25 protein-coding genes are annotated in these 19,857 nt (G+C 71.2%); 15 read left to right on the top strand and 10 right to left on the bottom strand.

The window, feature by feature from the left end; all coding sequences use genetic code 11:
* Nucleotides 1-83: 83 nt before the first annotated feature.
* A complete protein-coding gene (locus tag OO68_RS35970; protein ID WP_003992873.1) occupies nucleotides 84-341 on the bottom strand; it encodes a WhiB family transcriptional regulator in 258 nt (85 codons plus the stop codon).
* 319 nt (nucleotides 342-660) lie between these two features.
* Nucleotides 661-1,629, bottom strand: a complete 969-nt coding sequence (locus OO68_RS35965) for a diacylglycerol/lipid kinase family protein (RefSeq protein WP_033313556.1) — start codon at nucleotides 1,627-1,629, stop codon at nucleotides 661-663.
* Nucleotides 1,630-1,745: 116 nt separating this feature from the next.
* Between OO68_RS35965 and OO68_RS35960 the strand changes: the two genes are divergently transcribed.
* On the top strand, nucleotides 1,746-2,195 hold the full coding sequence (locus OO68_RS35960) for a hypothetical protein (RefSeq protein WP_033313580.1): 450 nt from the start codon (nucleotides 1,746-1,748) through the stop codon (nucleotides 2,193-2,195).
* 3 nt (nucleotides 2,196-2,198) lie between these two features.
* Here OO68_RS35960 and OO68_RS35955 read toward each other — a convergent pair whose 3' ends face one another.
* The 3 genes from OO68_RS35955 to OO68_RS44735 form a co-directional block, all read right to left on the bottom strand.
* Nucleotides 2,199-3,335 carry an RNA polymerase sigma factor SigF gene (locus OO68_RS35955; protein WP_078625666.1) on the bottom strand — a complete coding sequence of 379 codons (1,137 nt, stop codon included), beginning with the start codon at nucleotides 3,333-3,335 and terminating at the stop codon, nucleotides 2,199-2,201.
* Nucleotides 3,336-3,352: 17 nt separating this feature from the next.
* The gene (locus OO68_RS35950; RefSeq protein WP_003992877.1) at nucleotides 3,353-3,766 is read right to left on the bottom strand and encodes an ATP-binding protein; all 414 of its coding nucleotides are present in this window, start codon (nucleotides 3,764-3,766) and stop codon (nucleotides 3,353-3,355) included.
* 260 nt (nucleotides 3,767-4,026) lie between these two features.
* The gene (locus OO68_RS44735; RefSeq protein WP_053672413.1) at nucleotides 4,027-4,287 is read right to left on the bottom strand and encodes a UBP-type zinc finger domain-containing protein; all 261 of its coding nucleotides are present in this window, start codon (nucleotides 4,285-4,287) and stop codon (nucleotides 4,027-4,029) included.
* Nucleotides 4,288-4,349: 62 nt separating this feature from the next.
* Here OO68_RS44735 and OO68_RS35945 point away from each other — a divergent pair, with 62 nt between their 5' ends.
* Entirely contained in the window at nucleotides 4,350-5,948 is a 1,599-nt protein-coding gene (locus tag OO68_RS35945) for a Na+/H+ antiporter (protein ID WP_033313555.1), read from the top strand.
* A gap of 40 nt (nucleotides 5,949-5,988) precedes the next feature.
* On the opposite strand, the gene OO68_RS35940 is transcribed toward OO68_RS35945, so the two are convergent.
* On the bottom strand, nucleotides 5,989-6,897 hold the full coding sequence (locus OO68_RS35940; protein ID WP_033313554.1) for a 1-aminocyclopropane-1-carboxylate deaminase/D-cysteine desulfhydrase: 909 nt from the start codon (nucleotides 6,895-6,897) through the stop codon (nucleotides 5,989-5,991).
* Nucleotides 6,898-6,990: 93 nt separating this feature from the next.
* Nucleotides 6,991-7,467 carry a DUF6010 family protein gene (locus OO68_RS35935; protein ID WP_051814927.1) on the bottom strand — a complete coding sequence of 159 codons (477 nt, stop codon included), beginning with the start codon at nucleotides 7,465-7,467 and terminating at the stop codon, nucleotides 6,991-6,993.
* 279 nt (nucleotides 7,468-7,746) lie between these two features.
* Here OO68_RS35935 and OO68_RS35930 point away from each other — a divergent pair, with 279 nt between their 5' ends.
* The 7 genes from OO68_RS35930 to OO68_RS35895 all read left to right on the top strand — a co-directional run bounded on the left by OO68_RS35930 (nucleotide 7,747) and on the right by OO68_RS35895 (nucleotide 14,647).
* Entirely contained in the window at nucleotides 7,747-9,153 is a 1,407-nt protein-coding gene (locus OO68_RS35930; protein WP_033313553.1) for a family 2B encapsulin nanocompartment shell protein, read from the top strand.
* 111 nt (nucleotides 9,154-9,264) lie between these two features.
* Nucleotides 9,265-10,434, top strand: a complete 1,170-nt coding sequence (locus tag OO68_RS35925) for a family 2 encapsulin nanocompartment cargo protein polyprenyl transferase (protein WP_033313552.1) — start codon at nucleotides 9,265-9,267, stop codon at nucleotides 10,432-10,434.
* Between the two features lie 425 nt (nucleotides 10,435-10,859).
* Nucleotides 10,860-11,471 (top strand): GNAT family N-acetyltransferase, encoded by a 612-nt coding sequence (locus OO68_RS35920; protein WP_033313551.1) that lies wholly within the window; start codon nucleotides 10,860-10,862, stop codon nucleotides 11,469-11,471.
* A 290-nt stretch (nucleotides 11,472-11,761) separates the two neighbouring features.
* Nucleotides 11,762-12,346 carry a dihydrofolate reductase family protein gene (locus OO68_RS35915; RefSeq protein WP_033313550.1) on the top strand — a complete coding sequence of 195 codons (585 nt, stop codon included), beginning with the start codon at nucleotides 11,762-11,764 and terminating at the stop codon, nucleotides 12,344-12,346.
* A gap of 387 nt (nucleotides 12,347-12,733) precedes the next feature.
* Nucleotides 12,734-13,147: a YciI family protein gene (locus OO68_RS35905; RefSeq protein WP_033313548.1), complete on the top strand. Its 414-nt coding sequence runs from the start codon at nucleotides 12,734-12,736 to the stop codon at nucleotides 13,145-13,147.
* 29 nt (nucleotides 13,148-13,176) lie between these two features.
* Nucleotides 13,177-14,397 (top strand): RNA polymerase sigma factor, encoded by a 1,221-nt coding sequence (locus OO68_RS35900; RefSeq protein WP_033313547.1) that lies wholly within the window; start codon nucleotides 13,177-13,179, stop codon nucleotides 14,395-14,397.
* Between the two features lie 10 nt (nucleotides 14,398-14,407).
* Nucleotides 14,408-14,647, top strand: a complete 240-nt coding sequence (locus OO68_RS35895) for a hypothetical protein (RefSeq protein WP_033313575.1) — start codon at nucleotides 14,408-14,410, stop codon at nucleotides 14,645-14,647.
* Nucleotides 14,648-14,723: 76 nt separating this feature from the next.
* On the opposite strand, the gene OO68_RS35890 is transcribed toward OO68_RS35895, so the two are convergent.
* The gene (locus tag OO68_RS35890; RefSeq protein WP_033313546.1) at nucleotides 14,724-15,455 is read right to left on the bottom strand and encodes a VOC family protein; all 732 of its coding nucleotides are present in this window, start codon (nucleotides 15,453-15,455) and stop codon (nucleotides 14,724-14,726) included.
* Nucleotides 15,456-15,559: 104 nt separating this feature from the next.
* On the opposite strand from OO68_RS35890, the gene OO68_RS35885 reads away from it, so the two are divergent.
* From OO68_RS35885 to OO68_RS46470, 4 genes are all read left to right on the top strand, one after another.
* Nucleotides 15,560-16,714, top strand: coding sequence for an inorganic phosphate transporter (locus OO68_RS35885; RefSeq protein ID WP_033313545.1), 1,155 nt, complete (start codon nucleotides 15,560-15,562; stop codon nucleotides 16,712-16,714).
* A gap of 18 nt (nucleotides 16,715-16,732) precedes the next feature.
* Nucleotides 16,733-16,966 (top strand): hypothetical protein, encoded by a 234-nt coding sequence (locus OO68_RS35880; protein ID WP_033313544.1) that lies wholly within the window; start codon nucleotides 16,733-16,735, stop codon nucleotides 16,964-16,966.
* A gap of 99 nt (nucleotides 16,967-17,065) precedes the next feature.
* Nucleotides 17,066-17,212 (top strand): hypothetical protein, encoded by a 147-nt coding sequence (locus tag OO68_RS46475; RefSeq protein WP_157852792.1) that lies wholly within the window; start codon nucleotides 17,066-17,068, stop codon nucleotides 17,210-17,212.
* Nucleotides 17,213-17,240: 28 nt separating this feature from the next.
* On the top strand, nucleotides 17,241-17,390 hold the full coding sequence (locus OO68_RS46470) for a hypothetical protein (RefSeq protein WP_157852791.1): 150 nt from the start codon (nucleotides 17,241-17,243) through the stop codon (nucleotides 17,388-17,390).
* A 96-nt stretch (nucleotides 17,391-17,486) separates the two neighbouring features.
* On the opposite strand, the gene sodN is transcribed toward OO68_RS46470, so the two are convergent.
* Nucleotides 17,487-17,882, bottom strand: a complete 396-nt coding sequence (sodN, locus tag OO68_RS35875) for a superoxide dismutase, Ni (protein ID WP_031140564.1) — start codon at nucleotides 17,880-17,882, stop codon at nucleotides 17,487-17,489.
* 145 nt (nucleotides 17,883-18,027) lie between these two features.
* On the opposite strand from sodN, the gene sodX reads away from it, so the two are divergent.
* Complete coding sequence (sodX, locus tag OO68_RS44730; RefSeq protein WP_102912064.1) at nucleotides 18,028-18,462, top strand: nickel-type superoxide dismutase maturation protease; 435 nt, start codon at nucleotides 18,028-18,030, stop codon at nucleotides 18,460-18,462.
* Here sodX and OO68_RS35870 read toward each other — a convergent pair.
* On the bottom strand, nucleotides 18,345-18,995 hold the full coding sequence (locus tag OO68_RS35870; RefSeq protein WP_033313543.1) for a CGNR zinc finger domain-containing protein: 651 nt from the start codon (nucleotides 18,993-18,995) through the stop codon (nucleotides 18,345-18,347). The genes sodX and OO68_RS35870 overlap by 118 nt on opposite strands.
* Nucleotides 18,996-19,084: 89 nt before the next feature.
* Here OO68_RS35870 and OO68_RS35865 point away from each other — a divergent pair, with 89 nt between their 5' ends.
* Entirely contained in the window at nucleotides 19,085-19,855 is a 771-nt protein-coding gene (locus tag OO68_RS35865) for a class I SAM-dependent methyltransferase (RefSeq protein ID WP_033313542.1), read from the top strand.
* Nucleotides 19,856-19,857: the final 2 nt, after the last annotated feature.

The following is a 19,857-nucleotide window of genomic DNA, read 5'->3' as shown; positions in this document are numbered from 1 at the left end:
GGGAGATGCGTACGCGCTGTCTACGGAGTAATGCCGTGAGGCACACGCGCCGCCAAGCTCAGGCTGTCAGCAGGGGTGGGTTGTCAGGCGGAGGCCTGACGGGCCCGGTTGCGGGCGGCGCGGCGCTTCATGGCGCGGCGCTCGTCCTCGCTGAGACCACCCCAGACGCCGGAGTCCTGGCCGGACTCGAGCGCCCACTGCAGACACTGCTCGATCACCGGGCAGCGACGGCAGACGGCCTTGGCTTCCTCGATCTGCAGCAGCGCAGGACCGGTGTTGCCGATGGGGAAGAAGAGCTCGGGGTCTTCCTCGCGGCAAACGGCGTTGTGACGCCAGTCCATGGCTGCTACCTCTCCTTGGTATTACGTGCAGGTGCTTGTGAATGTGAACGCTTTCACGAATCCCTCAACAAGTGAAGGGCCGACCGTCAGGTTCCCTGACGAAGGTCCTGTGAGTTGAAGAGGGGTTCTGGTGATCAGTGGAGGCCGGTCTTGCGGGCCGTCCCGATCGCCACGTAGAGACTCGCAAACCTCAGCGGCGGATACAACCCCTTCTGGAAAGTTTTTTTTGATTCTTCGGTGTCGACTAGGTCACAGCCGTACTTCCATGGGGTGGATCCTGGCCTAAACGTTCGAGTGAAAGGACTTTAGCCAGTTCTGCTCACACAATCACACGCAGTGCACGGCGTACGCCTGTGAACGTCACGCTAGTCCGCAGCCCCAGGTGGTCACCGTCCATCTGGAGGGGGAGCGGGACCTTCGAATGCAAGGTGAACTCTGTCAAGTCGTGCAGAGAGGTGGCGTGCTTGCCATGGGGTCCACGCTCGGGGGACGAAGTGAGCAACTGGGTGCCATACCGGGCAACAGCCGCAGTGGACAGACGGCTGAGACCGAAGAGATCGAGGCCGGTATCGAACGAGGCTTTAGGTGCCGCGTAGATCGGGCGATTCCCCAGAAACGTCCATGGCGAGGTGTTCGAGACTATGGACAGCACCAGATCGGTGACCGGGTCCTCGCCGGCTCGCTCCAGCGTGATCGTCCCGTTGCGGCGGTTGGGTTCGCCCAGGAGCTGGCGCACGACCTGTCGCACGTAAAGAGCGTGTGTGGATTTCCGGCCGCGCTCGCGGTGCTGCTCCACACGACCCACCACACCGGCGTCGAAGCCGAGCCCCGCGTTGAAGGTGAACCAGCGGGACGGCACCGCCTCGTCCTCCGAGCCCGGCGTGCCCGAGGTCAGTCCGAGGCCGACGGTCCGTTCGCTGCCGTCGCGCAGGGCGTCCAGCAGGGCGCCGGTGGCCTCCACGGCGTCGTTGGGCAGGCCCAGGGCGCGGGCGAAGACGTTGGTGGAGCCGCCCGGGACCACGGCGAGGCCGGGCAGCTGCTCCGGGGCGGGGCCGGCGTGCAGCAGGCCGTTGACCACTTCGTTGACCGTGCCGTCGCCGCCGAGGGCCACCACCAGGTCGATGTCGTCGCTGTCCGCCGCCTGCCGGCCCAGGTCGCGCGCGTGCCCGCGGTACTCGGTGGTGACCGCCTCCAGCTTCATCTCGCTGGCGAGCGCATGGATCAGTACGTCGCGTGTGCGCGCACTGGTAGTGGTTGCCGCCGGATTGACCACGAGAAGTGCACGCATGACTGGCAGCGTACCTACTGGGTGGTACCGGGCCCATACCGAGGTAGGGATCAGGTAAGAGAGCCGAGGTGAACCGCACTCCGGGGGGCGTGTACGACGGGGGCTACCCTTCAGGGGTGAGCAGTGAGCAGACCCCCACCACCGAGGAAACCACCGGCCCCCGCCCCCGGCGTCTGACGTACGCCGCGCTGCTGGCCGCACTGGAGGGGCTCGCGCTGGTCGTCGGAGGCGTCTGGATCCTCGTCCTCGGCCTCACGGGCCATCCGGACGACCGGCAGCAGGCCGTGACCGGAGGCATCACGCTGGTCGTGCTCGCGCTGCTGCCCCTGCTCGCCGCGCGCGGGCTGCTCGGCCGCCGCAGCTGGAGCCGCGGCCCGGCCGTCATCACCCAGCTCATGGCACTGCCGGTGGCCTACAACCTGCTGCAGGCCGACAGCATGGCCATTCCGGCCGGGATCGCCCTCGCCGTGGTGGCCGTCACGTCGCTCGTCCTGCTGGTGAACCCCGAGACGACCCGGGCCCTCGGGATCCGCGGGCCCGGCAACGCCGGCAACGTGGAGAAGTAGCCGTCACTCCTCGACGAGGAGCTTCTCCCGCAGCTGGGCCAGCGTGCGCGCCAGCAGCCGGGAGACGTGCATCTGCGAGATGCCGACCTCCTGCGCGATCTGCGACTGGGTCATGTTGCCGAAGAACCGCAGCAGCAGAATCCGCTTCTCGCGCGGCGGGAGATCCTCCAGCAGCGGCTTGAGGGACTCCCGGTACTCCACACCCTCCAGCGCCTCGTCCTCGGCGCCGAGGGTGTCCGCGACCGCCGGGGACTCGTCGTCGGTGTCGGGGACGTCCAGGGACAGCGTGGAGTACGCGTTGGCGGACTCCAGGCCCTCCAGGACCTCCTCCTCCGAGATCGCCAGCTTCTCGGCGAGCTCGTGGACCGTGGGAGAGCGGCCGTGCAGCTGCGAGAGCTCGGCCGTGGCCGTGGTCAGCGCCAGGCGCAGCTCCTGCAGCCGGCGCGGGACGCGCACCGCCCAGCCCTTGTCGCGGAAATGCCGCTTGATCTCGCCGACGACCGTCGGGGTCGCGTACGTCGAGAACTCCACGCCGCGGTCCGGGTCGAATCGGTCGACCGACTTGATGAGGCCGATGGTGGCGACCTGGGTGAGGTCGTCCAGCGGCTCACCGCGGTTGCGGAAGCGGCGCGCGAGATGCTCCACCAGGGGCAGATGCATCCGGACCAGCTGGTTGCGCAGCTCCGCGTACTCGGGGCTGCCGCTGCTCAGGGTGCGCAGCTTGAGGAACATCTCGCGCGCGCCGCTGCGGTCCGGAGAGCCGTGCTGCGCACCTGATGTGTGGTGGGCGCGCGGCGCCTGATGCTCGGAGTCTCGCTCGTGCTCGCTCATCGTCCCGCCCGTCGCCCTTCCCCGAGCCCTCGCCTCCTCCGCCACTCTGGACTCCTCGCGGATGGGGGGACCCCCCTGGGCCGGGGATGCGGCAACCCCCGCGCCCGGAGGTGCGCTCCGCACGGCACCGTCCCCGTCCGGCCGCCCGCCGCCCGGGAGGACGGCCTCCGTGGAGTCGTCCTCGGGATGCGGGCGGGCCTGCTCGGGGATGCCGTCGATGCCGTCCGCCATGCGCCGGGCGCCGCTCGGGCCGCTCGTGCCCGTACCCCCGGCCGGCAGCTCTCGTGTGCCGCGCTCTTCGTCCCGCACCGGCCCGTCCTCGCTCCTCACGCCGGCCCGGGTCCCGCGCCGCGCTGTTTGTAGAGGCTGATCGAAACGGTTTTGTCCTTGTCCACGGCAGAGGAGACCTTGCCCGCGAGAGCGGACAGGACCGTCCAGGCGAAGGTGTCCCGCGACGGGGCATGGCCGTCCGTGGTGGGCGCCGAGACGGTGACCTCGAGTGAGTCGTCGACGAGGCGGAAGACACAGCTGAGCACCGAGCCGGGCACGGCCTGCTGAAGCAGGATCGCGCAGGCCTCGTCCACCGCGATGCGCAAGTCCTCGATCTCGTCGAGGGTGAAGTCCAAACGGGCCGCGAGACCGGCCGTGGCCGTACGCAGCACCGACAGGTAGGCACCCGCGGCCGGCAGCCGGACTTCCACGAAGTCCTGGGTCGCGGGCTCGCCTGCGATCTGGGACACCCTCACCTCCATGGTGGTACAAGCGTTTCAGGGCCGAGGGTCGCCCCCCGGGGTAACGCGATACGTGGTTCAGCGGTGACGCTATCGCGCTCTTGACGGTCCTGTCCCCGGGACCCCAACCCCTTGTCGTCACTCACAGTAAACCTGTGGATACGCTCCGTGTCTAGGGGTTGGGCGGGCCCAAATGGGAAGAGCGCGCGCCGGGTTGACGTACCCAGACGTCAGACGGTCGAACCGTCCGGCGCCGGGGTCCTGTCGCGTCACACCAGGACATGGTCGACGAAGCACCAACGCCAGGTCTCTCCGGGCTCGTGGGTCCGCATCACGGGGTGACCGGACTCCTTATGATGCTCCGCCGCGTGCCGTCCGGGCGAGGAGTCGCAGCAGCCGACGTGACCGCAGCTGAGGCACAGCCGTAGTTGCACCGGATCCATGCCCTCCGCCAAGCACTCCGGACACGTCTCGCTGAGCGGGCCGGGTTCGGGGTGCGGCAGCGCGTCGGCGTGCGTGCACTGTTTCATGATTGCCAGGTTACGACGGTCGGGCGGAAGACCGCGTCGAAAAATGAGGGCGGGCGAGAACGATGGACGTGATGCCACTGCTGCTGCTCGTGGCGGGCAGTGCCGCGATCGCCGCGGCGGCGCGGCGGACCCCGGTGCCGGCACCGCTGCTGCTGGTGGCCGTGGGGCTGGCGGTGAGCTATGCGCCCGGGGTGCCCGACTACACGCTCGACCCGCACGTCGTGCTGCCGCTCATCCTGCCCCCGCTGCTGCACACGGCCGCCACCGAGAGTTCCTACCTGGACCTGCGGGCGCAGCTGCGGCCGGTCGCCATGCTGTCCGTCGGGTACGTGCTGTTCGCGACCTTCGTGGTCGGCTGGGCCCTCTACGTGATCGTGCCGGACATGCCGCTGACCGCGGCCCTGGTCTTCGGCGCGGTGGTGGCGCCGCCGGACGCGGTCGCGGCGACGGCGGTGGCCCGCCGGGTGGGGCTGCCGTCACGGATCACGACGATCCTCCAGGGCGAGTCCCTGCTGAACGACGCGACCGCGATCACCGCCTACCGGGTGGCCCTGGCCGCCGCCGTCGGCGAGGGAGCGACCTGGGCCGGGGGCATCGGCGAGTTCCTGCTCGCGGCCATCGGCGGGGTCGTGGTGGGCCTGCTGCTGATGGCGCCGATCCACTGGCTGCGCACGCACCTGAAGGAGCCGCTGCTGCAGAACACGCTCTCCCTGCTGATTCCGTTCGTCGCGTACGCCGTCGCCGAGCAGGTGCACGCCTCCGGTGTCCTCGCGGTCGTGGTCGTCGCACTCTTCCTGGGGCACCGCGCGTGGGAGGTCGACTTCGCCACGCGTCTACAGGAGGAGGCGGTCTGGAAGATGGTCGCCTTCGTCCTGGAGTCGGCGGTGTTCGCGCTGATCGGACTCCAGCTGCCGGTGGTCCTCAGGGCCCTCGGGGAGTACGAGGGTGTCGACGCCGCCTGGTACGCGGTCGCGGTCTTCCTGGTCGTCGTCGTGAGCCGTTTTGTCTGGGTGTACCCCGCCACGTTCCTGCCGCGGCTGCTGTCGGCCCGGGTGCGGGAACGGGAGGAGGACCCGACCTGGAAGGGGCCGTTCGTCATCGCGTGGGCGGGGATGCGGGGCGTGGTCTCGCTGGCCATCGCCTTCTCGATCCCGCTCACCGTGCACGGCGGGGAGGAGCCCTTCCCGCAGCGCAACCTCATCCTCTTCCTGACCTTCACGACCGTCATCGGGACCCTCGTCGTGCAGGGCCTGACCCTGCCCCCGCTCATCCGGCTGCTGAAGTTCCCCGGACGGGACGCCCAGACCGAGACGCTCATCGAGGCCAACGCCCAGGCACAGGCCTCCCGGGCCGCAGAACGGCGCCTGGAGGAGCTCCTGGCCGACGAGCGCAACGCCCTGCCCGCTCCGCTCGCCGACCGGCTGCGCACCGTCCTGGAGCGCCGCCGCAACGCCCCCTGGGAACGGCTCGGGCAGGCCAACCCGATCACCGGGGAGTCCGTCGACGACACGTACCGGCGGCTGGCGCGCGAGATGATCAGCGCCGAGCGCGAGGTGTTCGTCAAGCTCCGGGACGCCCGCTACATCGACGACGAGATGCTGCGGACGCTGCTGCGCAGACTGGACCTGGAGGAGGCCGCGGCGTTCCGGGAGGCGGCGTAGGGGAGCTTGCCGGAGGCAAGGGACCCGGGCGCTGCCGGCGTCAGGGGAACGGCCGGCCGGTGATCACGGCCGCGATCGTCGTCCCGCGTGGGAAGGCGCCCTCGTTCGCCAGGGTGACGAGTGCGTGCAGCAGCTTTGCCACGTACAGGCGTTCGATGGGCAGGTCGTGGCGGTGTTCGAAGTCCGCGGCGAAGCCGTCCAGCTCGTCGGGCACGCGCGCGTAGCCGCCCCAGTGGAAGCGGTCGTCGAGGCTCCAGGTGCCGCGGGGGCCGCCGAAGGCCTGCTGCTGCGAGGCCCGGACGTCGGCGGTCAGGAAGCCGCCCCGGAGGACCGGTATGCCCAGGGCGCGCTGCCCGGGTGCGAGACCGGCGGCCAGCCCCGCGAGTGTGCCGCCGGTGCCGCAGGCCACGGCCACGACATCCGCCAGGTCGCGCAGCTCATCGCCGAGCGCGAGGCAGCCGCGCACGGCCTCGGCGTTGCTGCCGCCCTCGGGGACCAGCCAGGCCTCCTCGGCGTCCGCCGCACGGAGGATCCCGGCCAGTGTCCGGGGCTCGGTCTTGCGGCGGTACGTCGCCCGGTCGACGAAGTGGAGCCGCATTCCGTCGGCGGCGCAGCGGGCCAGCGAGGGGTTGAGGGGCCGGTCGGCCAGCTCGTCGCCGCGTACGACACCGACCGTGGGGATGCCGAGCAGCCGGCCGGCCGCGGCCGTGGCGCGCAGATGGTTGGACCAGGCGCCGCCGAACGTGACGACCGTACGGCCGACCGCCGCCGCGAGGTTCGGCGCCAGCTTGCGCCACTTGTTGCCGATCAGCTCCGGGTGGATCAGATCGTCCCGCTTGAGCAGCAGCCGCACGCCCCGCCGCTCGAACCGGCCGTCGACGACTTCCTGCACGGGCGAGGGCAGCCGGGGGCGCAGCGCGGCCGGGTCGGTGGCGTCGGGGCTGGTCACCCGGTCATTGTGACCCGGAGGCGAACGAGAGGAGCCGCCGGTGGGTGCCGGTCGGACCTGCCCGGAGCTCCCTGTCGGCATCGCCCCGCCCTGTCACCCCCGTGTCGGCGACCCGACTTGGGCGCCGGCGCCGCCCTGGCCATCCACGGCCACTGCCGGGTCGAGCCGCTTCTTCCCGCCCCGGCCCCGGTCGCGGACCAGCTCGATCAGCGACGGGCCGCCTCGCAGGCACCACATCGCGATCACGGGGTCGCAGATCGCACAGCCCAGGGAGGAGGTGTGGAAGAACGGGATGATCGGGTTGCCCTTGAGGTGGTGGACGATGTCCCACGCCGTGTGGAGCAGCCAGCCGACGCCGATCCACGTCCACGACTCCAGCCCGCGGAAGGCGACGTAGGTGAGCAGCGCGGTGAACGCGAACTCCCAGCCGCCCAGGCCGCCGCCGCTGAGGTACGCAGCACCGGCACCGCCCACCATGAGCGCGTTCAGCCGCCGCCGGTGCGGTTCGCGGACCAGGGACATCGCCAGGGCGTAGAGGATGCCGACGCCGATCGGCGCGATGTACTGCATGGAGGTCCCGTTTCTGGAGTACGGAGAGGAACGGCTCATCACGCTAGGAGCGGCCCGGGGCGCGCCCCAGAGGCACAACCGACAAACTCCCACGGGTTGTCGCCAACCGTTCCGGACCCGGCCGCGAACGGCGGAACCGGGCCCCCTGCCCAGCGGCGCAAAGATCCATTCCCGCTCTTTCGTGTAATAGCACCGCGACGTTGAGTGAGGAAGGCTTGCTCGTGCACATCGATGCCCGGGGCGTATGGGCGTCGGCCACAACCGGGAGGGCAGTTCTCTATGTCGGTAGGCGAAGAGGTCCGCACGGAGCAGACCAAGCCGCAGCAGAGTCTCGGCACGGCGGCCGCGCGGAACCTGGCCACCACGACCAAGTCCGTGCCGCAGATGCAGGAGATCAGCTCCCGCTGGCTGCTGCGGATGCTGCCGTGGGTCGACATCCAGGGTGGTACGTACCGGGTGAACCGGCGGCTGACGTTCGCCGTGGGCGACGGCCGGCTGACGTTCGTGAAGACCGGCGACCGCGTCGAGATCATCCCCGCCGAACTGGGCGAGCTGCCGGCGCTGCGGTCCTACGAGGACGAGGAGGTGCTCTTCGAGATCGCCCGTCGCTGCGAGCAGCGGGAGATCCCGGCGGGCGACGTCATCGCCTCGTTCGGCAGCCCGTCCGACGAGGTGTACCTCCTGGCGCACGGCAGGGTGGAGAAGGTCGGTACGGGACCGTACGGGGAAGACGAGTCCCTCGGCGTCCTCGCCGACGGCGCCTACTTCGGTGACGACGCGCTGCTCAACGAGGACGCGATCTGGGAGTACACCGCCCGCGCCCTCACCGCGTGCACCGTGCTCGTGCTGCCCCGCCAGGAGTTCGAGCAGATCGCGGAGCGCTCGGACACCCTGCGCGAACACCTCCAGCAGCGCCGCTCCATCCCCTCGCAGCGCTCCAACAAGTACGGTGAGAAGGAGATCGACCTCTCCTCGGGCCACTCCGGCGAGCCGGACATCCCGCACACCTTCGTCGACTACGAGGCCCGGCCCCGTGAGTACGAACTGAGCGTCGCCCAGACCGTGCTGCGCATCCACACGCGCGTGGCCGACCTCTACAACCAGCCCATGAACCAGACCGAGCAGCAGATCCGGCTGACGGTCGAGGCGCTGAAGGAGCGCCAGGAGCACGAGCTCGTCAACAACCGGGACTTCGGTCTCCTGCACAACTGCGAGTACGACCAACGGATCCAGCCGCACGACGGCGTGCCCGGGCCGGACGACCTGGACGAGTTGCTCAGCAGGCGCCGCGGCACCAAGATGCTCCTAGCCCACCCGCGCGCCATCGCCGCGTTCGGCCGCGAACTGAACAAGCGCGGGCTGGTCCCCGAGACCATCGACATGGCTGGCAACCGCATCCCGACCTGGCGCGGTGTGCCGATCTTCCCGTGCAACAAGATCCCGGTCTCGGACGCCCGTACGACGTCCATCATCGCCCTGCGTACCGGCGAGGCCGACCAGGGCGTCATCGGTCTGCGTGCCTCCGGAATCCCCGACGAGATCGAGCCGAGCCTGTCGGTCCGCTTCATGGGCATCAACGAACAAGCCATCATCAAATACCTGGTCACGGCCTACTACTCGGCCGCGGTCCTGGTACCGGACGCGCTCGGCGTCCTGGAGAACGTCGAGATCGGCCGCTGGCGGTGACGCTGCCGGCCCGCCGGCCGTGTCCCCGCCCGTCCGGGCGGGTACATCCTCGGGGTACGAGCCCAGCGGCAGCGGAAGCGCCACCGTCCGCTCATTCTCCGAGGCGGTCCCATGGGTGAGTCCCTCACGAGGTCCAGGAGGGGGACGACGCTGCCCGCCCGCGGTGGGCAGCGCGGCGCCGAACCCCGGCCCTCGGCGGGGGCTAAGGAAAGGCAGGGGGGCATCGGGACACAGCGGGACGGCGGGCCGGAACCGGCCGAAGGGCACGAGGCGGTCATGCTGCTGGAGCGGGCCCGGGCGGAGGTCGACCCGGTGCTGCGGACCGCGCTCGGCTCGCTGCCCGGGCCGATGCGCCGGGTCGCGCTCCACCACTTCGGCTGGGAACAGGTCGACGGCACCTCGGCGGACGGGGGCTCGGGCAAGGCGATCCGCCCCGCGCTGGTCCTCGCTGCGGCGGCGGCCCTCGGCGGGCCCGAGGCGCGGGCGGGGGCGGCTCGGGCGGCCGCCGCGGTGGAGCTGGTGCACAACTTCACGCTGCTGCACGACGACGTGATGGACCGGGACACCACCCGCCGCCACCGCCCCACCGCATGGACGGTGTTCGGTGACGCCGACGCCATCCTCGCCGGGGACACCTTGCAGGCGCTGGCTCTGCGGCTGCTCGCCCAGGACCCGCACCCGGCGTCCCCGGCCGCCGCCGTCCGGCTCGCGGACTGCGTGGTGGAGCTGTGCGCGGGCCAGCACGCGGACACGGCCATGGAGCGGTGTGCCCCCGGCGAGGTCACGCTCGACGAGGTGCTCGCCATGGCGGAGGCGAAGACGGGTGCCCTGATCGGAGGTGCGTGCGCGATCGGCGGGCTGTACGCGGGTGCCTCGGAGGAGGAGGTGGCGGCGCTGGACGCGTTCGGCAGGGAGGCCGGGCTCGCCTTCCAGCTCATCGACGACGTCATCGGCATATGGGGTGACCCGCGCCGCACGGGCAAGCCCGCCGGTGCCGACCTGGCCGCCCGGAAGAAGTCGCTGCCGGTGGTCGCGGCCTTCGCCTCCGGCACACCGGCGGCGGCCGAACTCGCCGAACTGTACGCGCGAACCAGCGAGAAGGAGGACCTCGACGACCTCGCCCGAACCGTGGAGCGCGCGGGCGGCCGTGACTGGGCACAGGGCCAGGCGGCCGACCGGATGGCACGGGCGATGCAGCAGCTGGCCCGGGCGGTGCCGGATCCGGAGGCGGCGGGCGGCCTGCTCGCCCTCGCCGAGTTCGTGACCCGGCGCAGCAGTTGACAGACCGTAACGATGACCGTCCCGAACTGTGACGGCTCGTCAGCGATGACCGGCCGCAACAGCTTGGCGAGCCACAGCGGCTGACGGGCCACAGCGGTTGACGGGCCACACAGAGGATGGCTCCACCAGTGAGCGGTCCGGCGGCAACGGCAGAAGACGGCCCGTGCCGGCAACGCCCCTTCGGGTGACCGAAGGCCAGAGCCCCGGAGCGCCGGGGCCGTGCGGCTCCTGACCCCGCACGGCCGTCGGCATCCGGTCGGCGGGTCCCGCACTGCCCCACGGTGTGCGGGGCCCGCCACCTTCCCGCATCCGTCGAGTTTGGGCAAACGTTCGACCGAATCCCGCCAAGATCCTGCCCACACCCCTCCGCGAGGGCCAACCCCCCTACGATCAACGCCCGTCGGGACGAGCGAAGGGGCGCGGCAATGGGTGTGGCCATCCGGACGGCAGGCGAAGGGGACAGGGAGCTGATCGTCCGGCTTCTGGACGAGGCGTTCCAGGACGACCCCGTCAGCGGCTGGGTCTTCCCCGACGCGGAGGACCGCCGCGCCAAGCACCCCCGGCTCATGGCCGCCTTCACCGACATCGTGCTCGCAGCCGGCCGCATAGACGTCACCGAGGACGGGTCGGCCTGCGCGCTGTGGCTCTCCATGCCCGCCGGCGAAGGCCACGACGACGCGGAGGACGAGGGGCCGGCCCAGGTGCGGGAGGCCGTCGACCCGGGCAACGAGCGTGTGGAGAGCATCGGACGGCTGATGGCCGCCGTCCATCCCACCGGGCGGGCCCACGAGTACCTGTGGATGATCGGTGTGGCCCCCGGCCGCCAGGACGAGGGCCTCGGTACCGCGCTCATCGAGGCCGTCCTCGACCGCTGCGACCGCGAAGGGCTGCCCGCCTACCTGGAGGCCAGCAACGCCCGCAGTCGCCACCTGTACGAGCGCCTGGGTTTCGAGCCGGCCGGCCCGGCCCTCGACCTGCCGGACGGCCCGTCGATGTGGCCGATGTGGCGAGAGCCCAGGTCTCACCGGCCCGCCTAGGCCCCACCGGCTCGCCCAAGGTCTACCGGCGCGCCCAGCCTCACCGGCTCGCCCGGGCCGCACCAGCCCGGCCAGGCCTCACCGGCACGCCCAGGCCCCTTACGGCGAGAGCGGCGCCGCCGTGCGCCGCCGGGCATCTGTGGTCACGGCCGTCCCGCTCCCCGGCGCGGCCGACCATGCGGAGTCCCCTCTCTCACTTCCGGTCCGCTGCCGTAATGCCCTTGCAACCACTACAAGGGAAGTACTACAACTGACGTTGTTGCAGTGACGGACTACGGAAAGAGACCGGCTTGCGAAAGCTCACGTACTACATCGCCTGTTCCCTCGACGGCTTCATCGGTGACCCGGGCGGCGACGGGACGGCGATGATCCGTTTCGTCGACGAGGAGTTCCTCGCCTACCTCAAGGCGGAGTACCCGGAGACCCTGCCCACCCAGGCCCGCCGGGCCCTCGGCGTCGACGACCTGCCCAACAAGCGGTTCGACACGATCATCCAGGGGCGGGCCAGCTACGACATCGCCCTGAAGGAAGGCATCACCAGCCCCTACGCCCACCTGCGCGAGTACGTCGCGTCCAGGACGCTCCAGGAGTCGCCCGACCCGAACGTGGAGATCATCGCGGACGACCTGGCCGGCAAGGTCCGCGAGCTGAAGGCGGAGGAGAGCGGCCTCGGCATCTACCTGTGCGGCGGCTCGAAGGTGGCCGGCGAGCTGTACGACCAGATCGACGAGCTCGTCATCAAGACCTACCCGCTCGTGTACGGCGCGGGCATGCCGATGTTCGGCTCCGGATTCGCGATCTCCGAGTTCACCCTGGGGTCGGTGCGCACGTTCGGCAACGGCGCGCTGGTGCGCACGTACAGCAGGAAGCGCTGAGCCCACCACCGGCCTACTCTGAGGACATGGGCAGCGAAGGACATCTCTGTCCCGACTGCGGACAGCCAGTGGAAACGGTCGTCCGGCGTCACAAGACGCTGGGCACCTGGGTCCCGCGCTGGGTGGCGGGCCCGTGCCGCAACCCCGGGTGCGGGACTCACGAGGCGGAGGGCGCGGACAGCGGCCACACCGCCGAAGGCACCCGGCCCGCGCCGGTCCCCACGACCGCCGGCGAAACCGCCCCTCCCGCCACGGTCCCGCCCGAACCGGCTCCCGGAGGCACCGCCGCCAAAAATCCCTGAGCCCGTGTCGAGATACGCGGCCCGGCTCCGACGTCCCCTGTGAAGAGCCGCCCACCGGGGCGGTGAGAGCCGAAGGAGCGGACTGATGAAGTACCTGGTCATGGTGCAGGGCACACAGGCGGACTACGAAGCGATGCGCGGCAAGGCGTCGGCGCACTCCCCGGCCTGGAGCGAGGAGGAGCTGCAGACGATGTTCGCCTACATGGGCGCCATCAACGACGATCTGGCCGAGACGGGCGAGCTCGTGGACGGGCAGGGCCTGGCCGAGCCGGCGCAGACCCGGCACGTCACCCTCGGCGACGACGGCAAGGCCGTGATCACCGACGGCCCGTACGGCGAGACCAAGGAGCTGCTGGCCGGCTACTGGGTCCTGGAGTGCGCGAGCCTGGAGCGGGTCACGGAGATCGCCGACCGTGTCGCCCGCTGCCCACAGCCGGCCGGCGCCCCCGACTACCCCGTTGTGATCCGCCCGATCATGGACGGTTCCGGGGACATCTGACGCACCGGCCGACGTCGACGGACACGCGGGTGAGGAACCCACCGGAGATCGAGGACCTGCTGCGCCGCGACGCGCCGCAGGTCCTCGGTGCGCTGGTCAGACGGTACGGGCACTTCGACGCCGCTGAGGACGCCGTACAGGAGGCGATGCTCGCGGCGGCCGGGCAGTGGCCCGCGGCGGGGGTGCCCGGCAATCCGCGCGGCTGGCTGATCAAGGTCGCCTCACGGCGGCTCACCGATGCCCTGCGCAGTGATCAGGCCCGGCGGCAGCGCGAGGAGCGGGCGGCCGCGCTCACGCCCCGGGACGCCTTCACGGCACCGCCGCCGGGGGAGCGGGCGCCCCGTGAGGACGACACGCTCTCGCTGCTGTTCCTGTGCTGCCATCCGGACCTGTCGCCGCCCGCGCAGATCGCGCTCACGCTGCGTGCCGTGGGCGGTCTGACCACGGCGGAGATCGCGCGGGCCTGCCTGGTCCCGGAAGCGACGATGGCCCAGCGCGTCAGCCGGGCCAAGCAGAAGGTGCGGGGTGTGCGCTTCGGCCGGCCGGACCGCTGGGAGCAGCGGCTGCCGTCCGTCCTGCAGACCCTCTACCTGATCTTCAACGAGGGGTACACCGCCACCTCCGGCGCCGCGCTCCAGCGCCGCGACCTCGCGGGCGAGGCCGTACGGCTGACCCGCACGGTGCACCGGCTGTTGCCCGGCGACTGCGAGGTGGCCGGTCTGCTCGCACTGATGCTGCTGACCGACGCCCGGCGCGACGCGCGCAGCGGTCCGAGCGGCGAGCTGATCCCCCTCGACGAGCAGGACCGCGGCCGCTGGGACCGTGCGGCGATCGAGGAGGGCGTCGCGCTGGTCACCCGGGCCCTGTCCCGGGGCTGCCCCGGGCCGTTCCAGCTGCGGGCCGCGATCGCCGCCGTGCACGACGAGGCGTCCTCGCCCGAGTCGACCGACTGGGCCGAGATCCTGGGCCTGTACGACGTGCTCGTCGGTCTGGTCCCCGGCCCGGTCGAACGCCTCAACCGCGCGGTCGCCGTCGCCATGGTCCACGGCCCGCGCGCGGGCCTGGCCGAAGTGGACGCCCTGGAGGGTGAGGTGAAGGGGCACCGCCTGGACGCCGTGCGCGGCCACCTGCTGGAGCGGGTGGGCGAGCCGGAAGCCGCCCGCGCCGCCTACGAGTCGGCGGCCGCGCAGACCTTGAGCCTGCCCGAGCAGCGCTACCTCCGGGCCCGGGCGGCGCGGTTGAGCGACTAGCGTGGGAAGCATGGGCAGACCGGGGGAGCGGCGTCGCACGGTGCGGCGCGGCATGGTGATCGGGTGGGCGTTGGCCGTGGCCGTCGCGGGCGGGCTGACGCTGTGGATGCAGGACTCGGCCGAGCCCGCGGGGCCGTACGGGTGGGAGCAGACCGATCCCGACGAGCCCCCGGACCTGCCGCCTTGCCCGACGCCCGAGGACGCCGGGACCGCGGCCTGCGCGTACGGGACGTATACCGAGAACCACTGACGGACCGCCGCGGCACCCCGCTCGTTCTCGCGCCCCACCGGGCGCACGCGGCACCCCGTTCGTTCTCTCGCCGCACCTAGCGAAGTCCGCCCGTCACCGGATCCCGGGTCGTCAGGCAGTACGTGCCGCCCGCCGGGTCGCGCATCACCGTCCAGCCGGAGAAGCCGGCCACGAAGACGGCCCCGAGCGCCTCGTGCCGCGCCCGGGTCGCCGCGACGTCCGCGCAGGCGAGGTCGAGGTGGGCGGATGCCGGACGCTCCTCACCGAGGCGTTGCAGGAGCAGACGGACCGGCAGGCCCGGCGGCGGCTTGACCACGTGAAACTCCGGGAGGGAGCCCGGCGTCGACTCCCAGCCGTCGAGCAGGGCGCTCCAGAAGCCGACTTCCGTGTCGTAGGCCGAGGACGGGACGTCCAGGCACACCTGGTCGAGCCGGCTGCCCCGCACCACGCCCGGGCGCGACGACTGCCCGCGCCAGGGGTCCGCGCAGAACAACTGCCCGCCGGGCGAGCGCAGGACCACGAGCGACCCGAAGTCCGCCACCACAGCCGCGCCGAGCCGCACCGCCGCGGCGGCGAACTCCGGTACGTCGTCGACGCAGAAGTCGATGTGCGCGCCGCCCGGGCCCGCACCTACGGCCTGCGCCTTCACGCACGCGTCGGCGCCGTCGGGGAGCAGGGTGACGAACTCGTCGTGCTCGCCGCGCGGTTGGGACAGACGGGTGTCCGTGACCGCCGTCCAGAAGTCGCACGCGGGGCCGAAGGCGTCCCGTGGGCGGTCGATGAAGGCGTACGTCCAGCTGATCCTCATGGGCGCGATCGTAGAGGGGCGAACCGCCGCCACCTGCGTGAACCTTGACCAGCCTTTGCCGTACCGTTCCCCGTCCATTGGCCCGCGCTTGTTTGCATTCAGGAATGGACCACATCACGTTCCTCGTGGCGGTCGTCATCGTCACCGCACTCGCCTTCGACTTCACCAATGGTTTCCACGACACGGCGAACGCGATGGCCACGTCCATCGCCACCGGCGCGCTCGCTCCCCGTACGGCGGTCCTGATCAGCGGCGTCCTCAACGTCGTCGGTGCCTTCCTGTCCACCGAGGTCGCCAGGACCATCTCCGGCGGCATCGTTGACGACACCCTCGTCTCCCCGGGCATGATCTTCGCGGGGCTGGTCGGCGCGATCCTGTGGAATCTGCTGACCTGGCTGGTCGGTCTCCCGTCGAGCTCCTCGCACGCGCTGTTCGGCGGGCTCATCGGGGCCGTGTGGGTCGGGGCGGGCAGCCACGGCGTCGACTTCGGCAAGGTCGTCGAGAAGGTGCTGGTGCCGGCGGTGGCCTCACCGGTCGTGGCCGGTGTCGCCGCGCTGCTCGCCACCTACCTCGCCTACCGGCTGACCGACCGGGCCCGAAAGGACTCCGTCACCCAGGGCTTCCGCATCGGCCAGATCGCCTCCGCCTCGCTCGTCTCGCTCGCCCACGGCACGAACGACGCGCAGAAGACCATGGGCGTCATCACCCTCACCCTGATCTCGGCCGGCGCGCTCGGCCACGACGCCGGGCCGCCCCTGTGGGTCATCGCGTCGGCGGGCCTCGCCATCGGCCTCGGTACGTATCTCGGGGGCTGGCGGATCATCCGCACGATGGGCAAGGGCCTCACCGAGATCCAGTCGCCGCAGGGGTTCGCCGCCGAGACCGCCTCCACGACCGTCATCCTGACCTCCGCCCACCTCGGATTCGCCCTGTCCACCACGCAGGTGGCCTCGGGCAGCATCATCGGCGCGGGGCTCGGCCGCCGGCTCGCGGAGGTCCGCTGGGGCGTCGCGGGCCGGATGGCCGTCGCCTGGGTGATCACCCTGCCCGCCGCCGCACTGGTCGGCGGGCTGGCCGCCGCGGTCGTGCAGGACGGCGGGGACCTCGGTACGGCGGTCGTCGCGCTGGTCGGCGCGGCCCTCGCCGCGGGCATGGTGGTCATCTCGCGCCGCAACCCGGTGCACGCGCACAACGTCAACGACGCACACGAAGTCAGCATCCGCAGCGAGCCGCCGGCCAAGGTCGGCGCGGCCGCCTGAGCGACGGGGAACAACGACATGCATCTGGACTGGACCGCACTCGGGCAGGTCGCCGCGGTGAGCGTCGGCGCGACCGTCGCCGTGGTCGTCGTCTTCGCCCTGGGCGTCCTCGGCCTCGCCCGCCTGGAAGGCGCCCGCGCCCTGCGGGGCGGCACCTTCGCCCTCGGCCTCACCCAGGCCCTCCTGTGCTTCCTCGCCTGCGCGGCCGTGGTGGCGTACGGGATCTACCTGATCGTCCCTCAGTTCCACTAGCGCCCCTGGTTCGGCTGCCGTCGCCACGGAGTGCCTACAGCACCTGGAGCACATGCCGGCAAACGGCTACAGGTACCCGCTGATTCTTCCGGTATTGGTGTGACGCAAGCCACCGGTCTCGACAAAGAAGGGTGGGGCAACGAGGCCGCCGACGTCGTCGGAAAGACGGCCACAGCCGTCGACTGGGGCTACTCGGTGGGCGGCTACGTCGGAGGTGCCGCGATCGGCGGATGGGACTGGAGCTGATCAACTGCGAACAGGAAGGGGCGCAAGCGTGGAGAACCTCGATCTGGCAGCCGGAGGGGGCAGCGGCTTCTGGCCCACCGGCGTCGTGATGCTCGTCGTCATCACCGTCATCGTGGTGCTGGTCGGTGTCTGGCGAAGCCACAACGCCAAGAAGGGAACCGGAAGAACGGGGAAGTAGGAACAGCAAAGCCCCGTACCCGCTGCCGGGTACGGGGCTCCGCTGTTCCCTCTTGCCCGACCAGCGACATCGCGGGCCGGACTGCCTTGAGGGAGATCAGGCCTTCTTGGTCTCCCAGAAGATCTTGTCGATCTGGGCGATGTAGTCCAGAGCCTTCTGGCCGGTGGCCGGGTCGGTCGAGCCCTTGGCGGCCGAGAGGGCCTTCAGGGTGTCGTTGACCAGCTGGTGCAGCTCCGGGTACTTCTCGAAGTGCGGGGGCTTGAAGTAGTCGCTCCACAGCACCGAGACGTGGTGCTTGGCGAGCTCGGCGCGCTGCTCCTTGATGACGGTGGCGCGCGCCTGGAAGTGCGGGTCGTCGTTGGCGGCCATCTTCTCCTGCACGGCCTTCACCGACTCCGCCTCGATGCGGGCCTGGGCGGGGTCGTACACACCGCAGGGAAGGTCGCAGTGGGCACTGACCTTGACCTTGGGGGCAAACAGGCGGGAAAGCATGGAGCATTCCTTCCTCGTGATCGTCTTCTCACAGGGGACATTACTCCGTGACGGACGGCTTTTGGCGGGTGCCCCCATGGGCTTAGGACAAAAGTCCGGGGTGAGACTGAGACTGGTGGAGGAAGAACCGGGGAGGTGCCGGGTGATGCCGGAGCTGTCGCAGGAGTCCGAGCGGGGGAGGCCCGCCCCGCCCTTCGGGGTGGCCGAGGTGACCGGGCCGTCCATGGTGCCCACGCTGTACCACGGTGACCGGCTCCTGGTGCACTACGGGGGCCGGGTCAGGCCCGGGGACGTCGTCGTGCTGCGGCATCCCTTCCAGCAGGACCTGCTGGTCGTCAAGCGGGTGGCCCAGCGGCGCGAGAGCGGCTGGTGGGTGCTCGGGGACAACGCGTACGCCGGCGGCGACAGCACCGACTACGGCGTCGTCCCCGACGACCTGGTGCTGGGGCGGGTCCGGTTCCGCTACCGGCCGCGCAGGTCCGGCCGGAGGTCGCCCTGGGCGCTGCTGGGCTGGGCGCTGTCGGCCGCCAGGCCGGTCCTCTCCGACCGGTCGGCCTCCAGGCGTTTGCGGGCCCGGTAGGCCGCCACGTTGGCCCGGGTCGCGCAGCGGTCGGAGCAGTAGCGCCGGGAGCGGTTGGTGGAGGTGTCGAGGTAGGCGTTGCGGCAGGGCGCGGCCTCGCACAGCCCGAGGCGGTCCACGCCGTACTCGGTCAGGTGGAACGCCAGGCCCATCGCCGCGATCGCCGCGTAGCCCGCCGTGGCGTTCGACGGGTGGTCCGCCAGGTGCATGTGCCACAGGGGGCGGCCGTCGTCGTCGCGGAAGTCGTGCCCGGAGATCTGCGGGCTCACCGGGAACTCCAGCAGCAGCGAGTTCAGCAGGTCGACGGCCAGCCTCTCCTCGCCCGCGTCGGCAGCCTCGAACACCGATCGCAGCCGGGCCCGGACCGAGCGGAAGCGGGTCACGTCCGCGTCGGTGGCCCGGCGGGCCGCCGACTGGCTGGGCCCGAACAGATCGCGGACGGCCTCGACCGACGTCAGGGCGTCCTTGCCCCGGGCCGGTTCCTCGGTGTTGACGAGGCGCACGGCGTAGTCCGAGTAATAGGCCAGTTCCACTTGTAGTCCTTACGGAGGGGCTTTAGGGTCGTGAGCGTGCACTTGTAACAGCTGATGGTGCTTCCAGGGTATTACGAGGGAGGGGCTCGATGACGGACGCGGACATCACGGCGACCACCACCGACTGGCAGGCCTGGCAGGAGAGCTGGGACCGGCAGCAGGAGTGGTACCTGCCCGACCGCGAGGAGCGGTTCCGGATCATGCTCGACATGGTCGAGGCCACCGTGGGCACCGCCCCGCGCGTCCTCGACCTCGCCTGCGGCACGGGCACCATCACGGCCCGGCTGCTGGCCCGCTTCCCCGACGCCACCAGCACCGGCGTCGACCTCGACCCGGCGCTCCTCGCCATCGCCGAGGGCACCTTCGCGGGCGACGACCGGGTCGGTCTCGTCACCGCCGACCTCAAGGACCCCGACTGGCCGGAGAAGCTGCCGTACGACTCGTACGACGCCGTCCTGACTGCGACGGCCCTGCACTGGCTGCACCGGGAACCCCTCGCGGACCTCTACGGCCGGGTCGCGGGACTCGTCCGCACCGGCGGCGTCTTCATGAACGCGGACCACATGATCGACGAGTCGACGCCGCGGATCAACGCGGCCGAGCGGGCGCAGCGCCACGCCCGCATGGAACAGGCCAGGGAACCCGGGGTCCTCGGCTGGACGGAGTGGTGGCAGCTCGCCGCCAAGGACCCGGTCCTCGCCGGACCCACGGCCCGGCGCTACGAGATCTACGGCGACCACGCCGACGGCGACATGCCGTCGGTCCAGTGGCACGCGCGCGTGCTGCGCGAGAAGGGCTTCGGCGAGGCCAGGCCAGTGTGGTGCTCGCCCTCGGACACCCTGCTGCTCGCCATGAAGTAGCG

Origin of the sequence: Streptomyces iakyrus, assembly GCF_000717055.1 — a bacterium.
Taxonomy (GTDB): Bacteria; Actinomycetota; Actinomycetes; order Streptomycetales; family Streptomycetaceae; genus Streptomyces; species Streptomyces iakyrus.
The sequence above is the reverse complement of the archived record's forward strand: the minus strand, read 5'-3'. Positions and strand labels throughout refer to the sequence as shown.

Coding starts and splice junctions, on each gene's coding strand:
- OO68_RS35925 (WP_033313552.1), top strand. CDS start 9,265: ATGGGTGAGTCCCTCACGAGGTCCAGGAGGGGGACGACGCTGCCCGCC.
- OO68_RS35890 (WP_033313546.1), bottom strand. CDS start 15,455: ATGAGGATCAGCTGGACGTACGCCTTCATCGACCGCCCACGGGACGCC.
- OO68_RS35865 (WP_033313542.1), top strand. CDS start 19,085: ATGACGGACGCGGACATCACGGCGACCACCACCGACTGGCAGGCCTGG.
- OO68_RS35965 (WP_033313556.1), bottom strand. CDS start 1,629: ATGCGTGCACTTCTCGTGGTCAATCCGGCGGCAACCACTACCAGTGCG.
- OO68_RS35905 (WP_033313548.1), top strand. CDS start 12,734: ATGAAGTACCTGGTCATGGTGCAGGGCACACAGGCGGACTACGAAGCG.
- OO68_RS35945 (WP_033313555.1), top strand. CDS start 4,350: ATGGACGTGATGCCACTGCTGCTGCTCGTGGCGGGCAGTGCCGCGATC.
- sodX (WP_102912064.1), top strand. CDS start 18,028: ATGCCGGAGCTGTCGCAGGAGTCCGAGCGGGGGAGGCCCGCCCCGCCC.
- OO68_RS35880 (WP_033313544.1), top strand. CDS start 16,733: ATGCATCTGGACTGGACCGCACTCGGGCAGGTCGCCGCGGTGAGCGTC.
- OO68_RS35885 (WP_033313545.1), top strand. CDS start 15,560: ATGGACCACATCACGTTCCTCGTGGCGGTCGTCATCGTCACCGCACTC.
- OO68_RS35920 (WP_033313551.1), top strand. CDS start 10,860: ATGGGTGTGGCCATCCGGACGGCAGGCGAAGGGGACAGGGAGCTGATC.
- OO68_RS35970 (WP_003992873.1), bottom strand. CDS start 341: ATGGACTGGCGTCACAACGCCGTTTGCCGCGAGGAAGACCCCGAGCTC.
- OO68_RS35935 (WP_051814927.1), bottom strand. CDS start 7,467: ATGCAGTACATCGCGCCGATCGGCGTCGGCATCCTCTACGCCCTGGCG.
- OO68_RS35930 (WP_033313553.1), top strand. CDS start 7,747: ATGTCGGTAGGCGAAGAGGTCCGCACGGAGCAGACCAAGCCGCAGCAG.
- OO68_RS44735 (WP_053672413.1), bottom strand. CDS start 4,287: ATGAAACAGTGCACGCACGCCGACGCGCTGCCGCACCCCGAACCCGGC.
- sodN (WP_031140564.1), bottom strand. CDS start 17,882: ATGCTTTCCCGCCTGTTTGCCCCCAAGGTCAAGGTCAGTGCCCACTGC.
- OO68_RS35895 (WP_033313575.1), top strand. CDS start 14,408: ATGGGCAGACCGGGGGAGCGGCGTCGCACGGTGCGGCGCGGCATGGTG.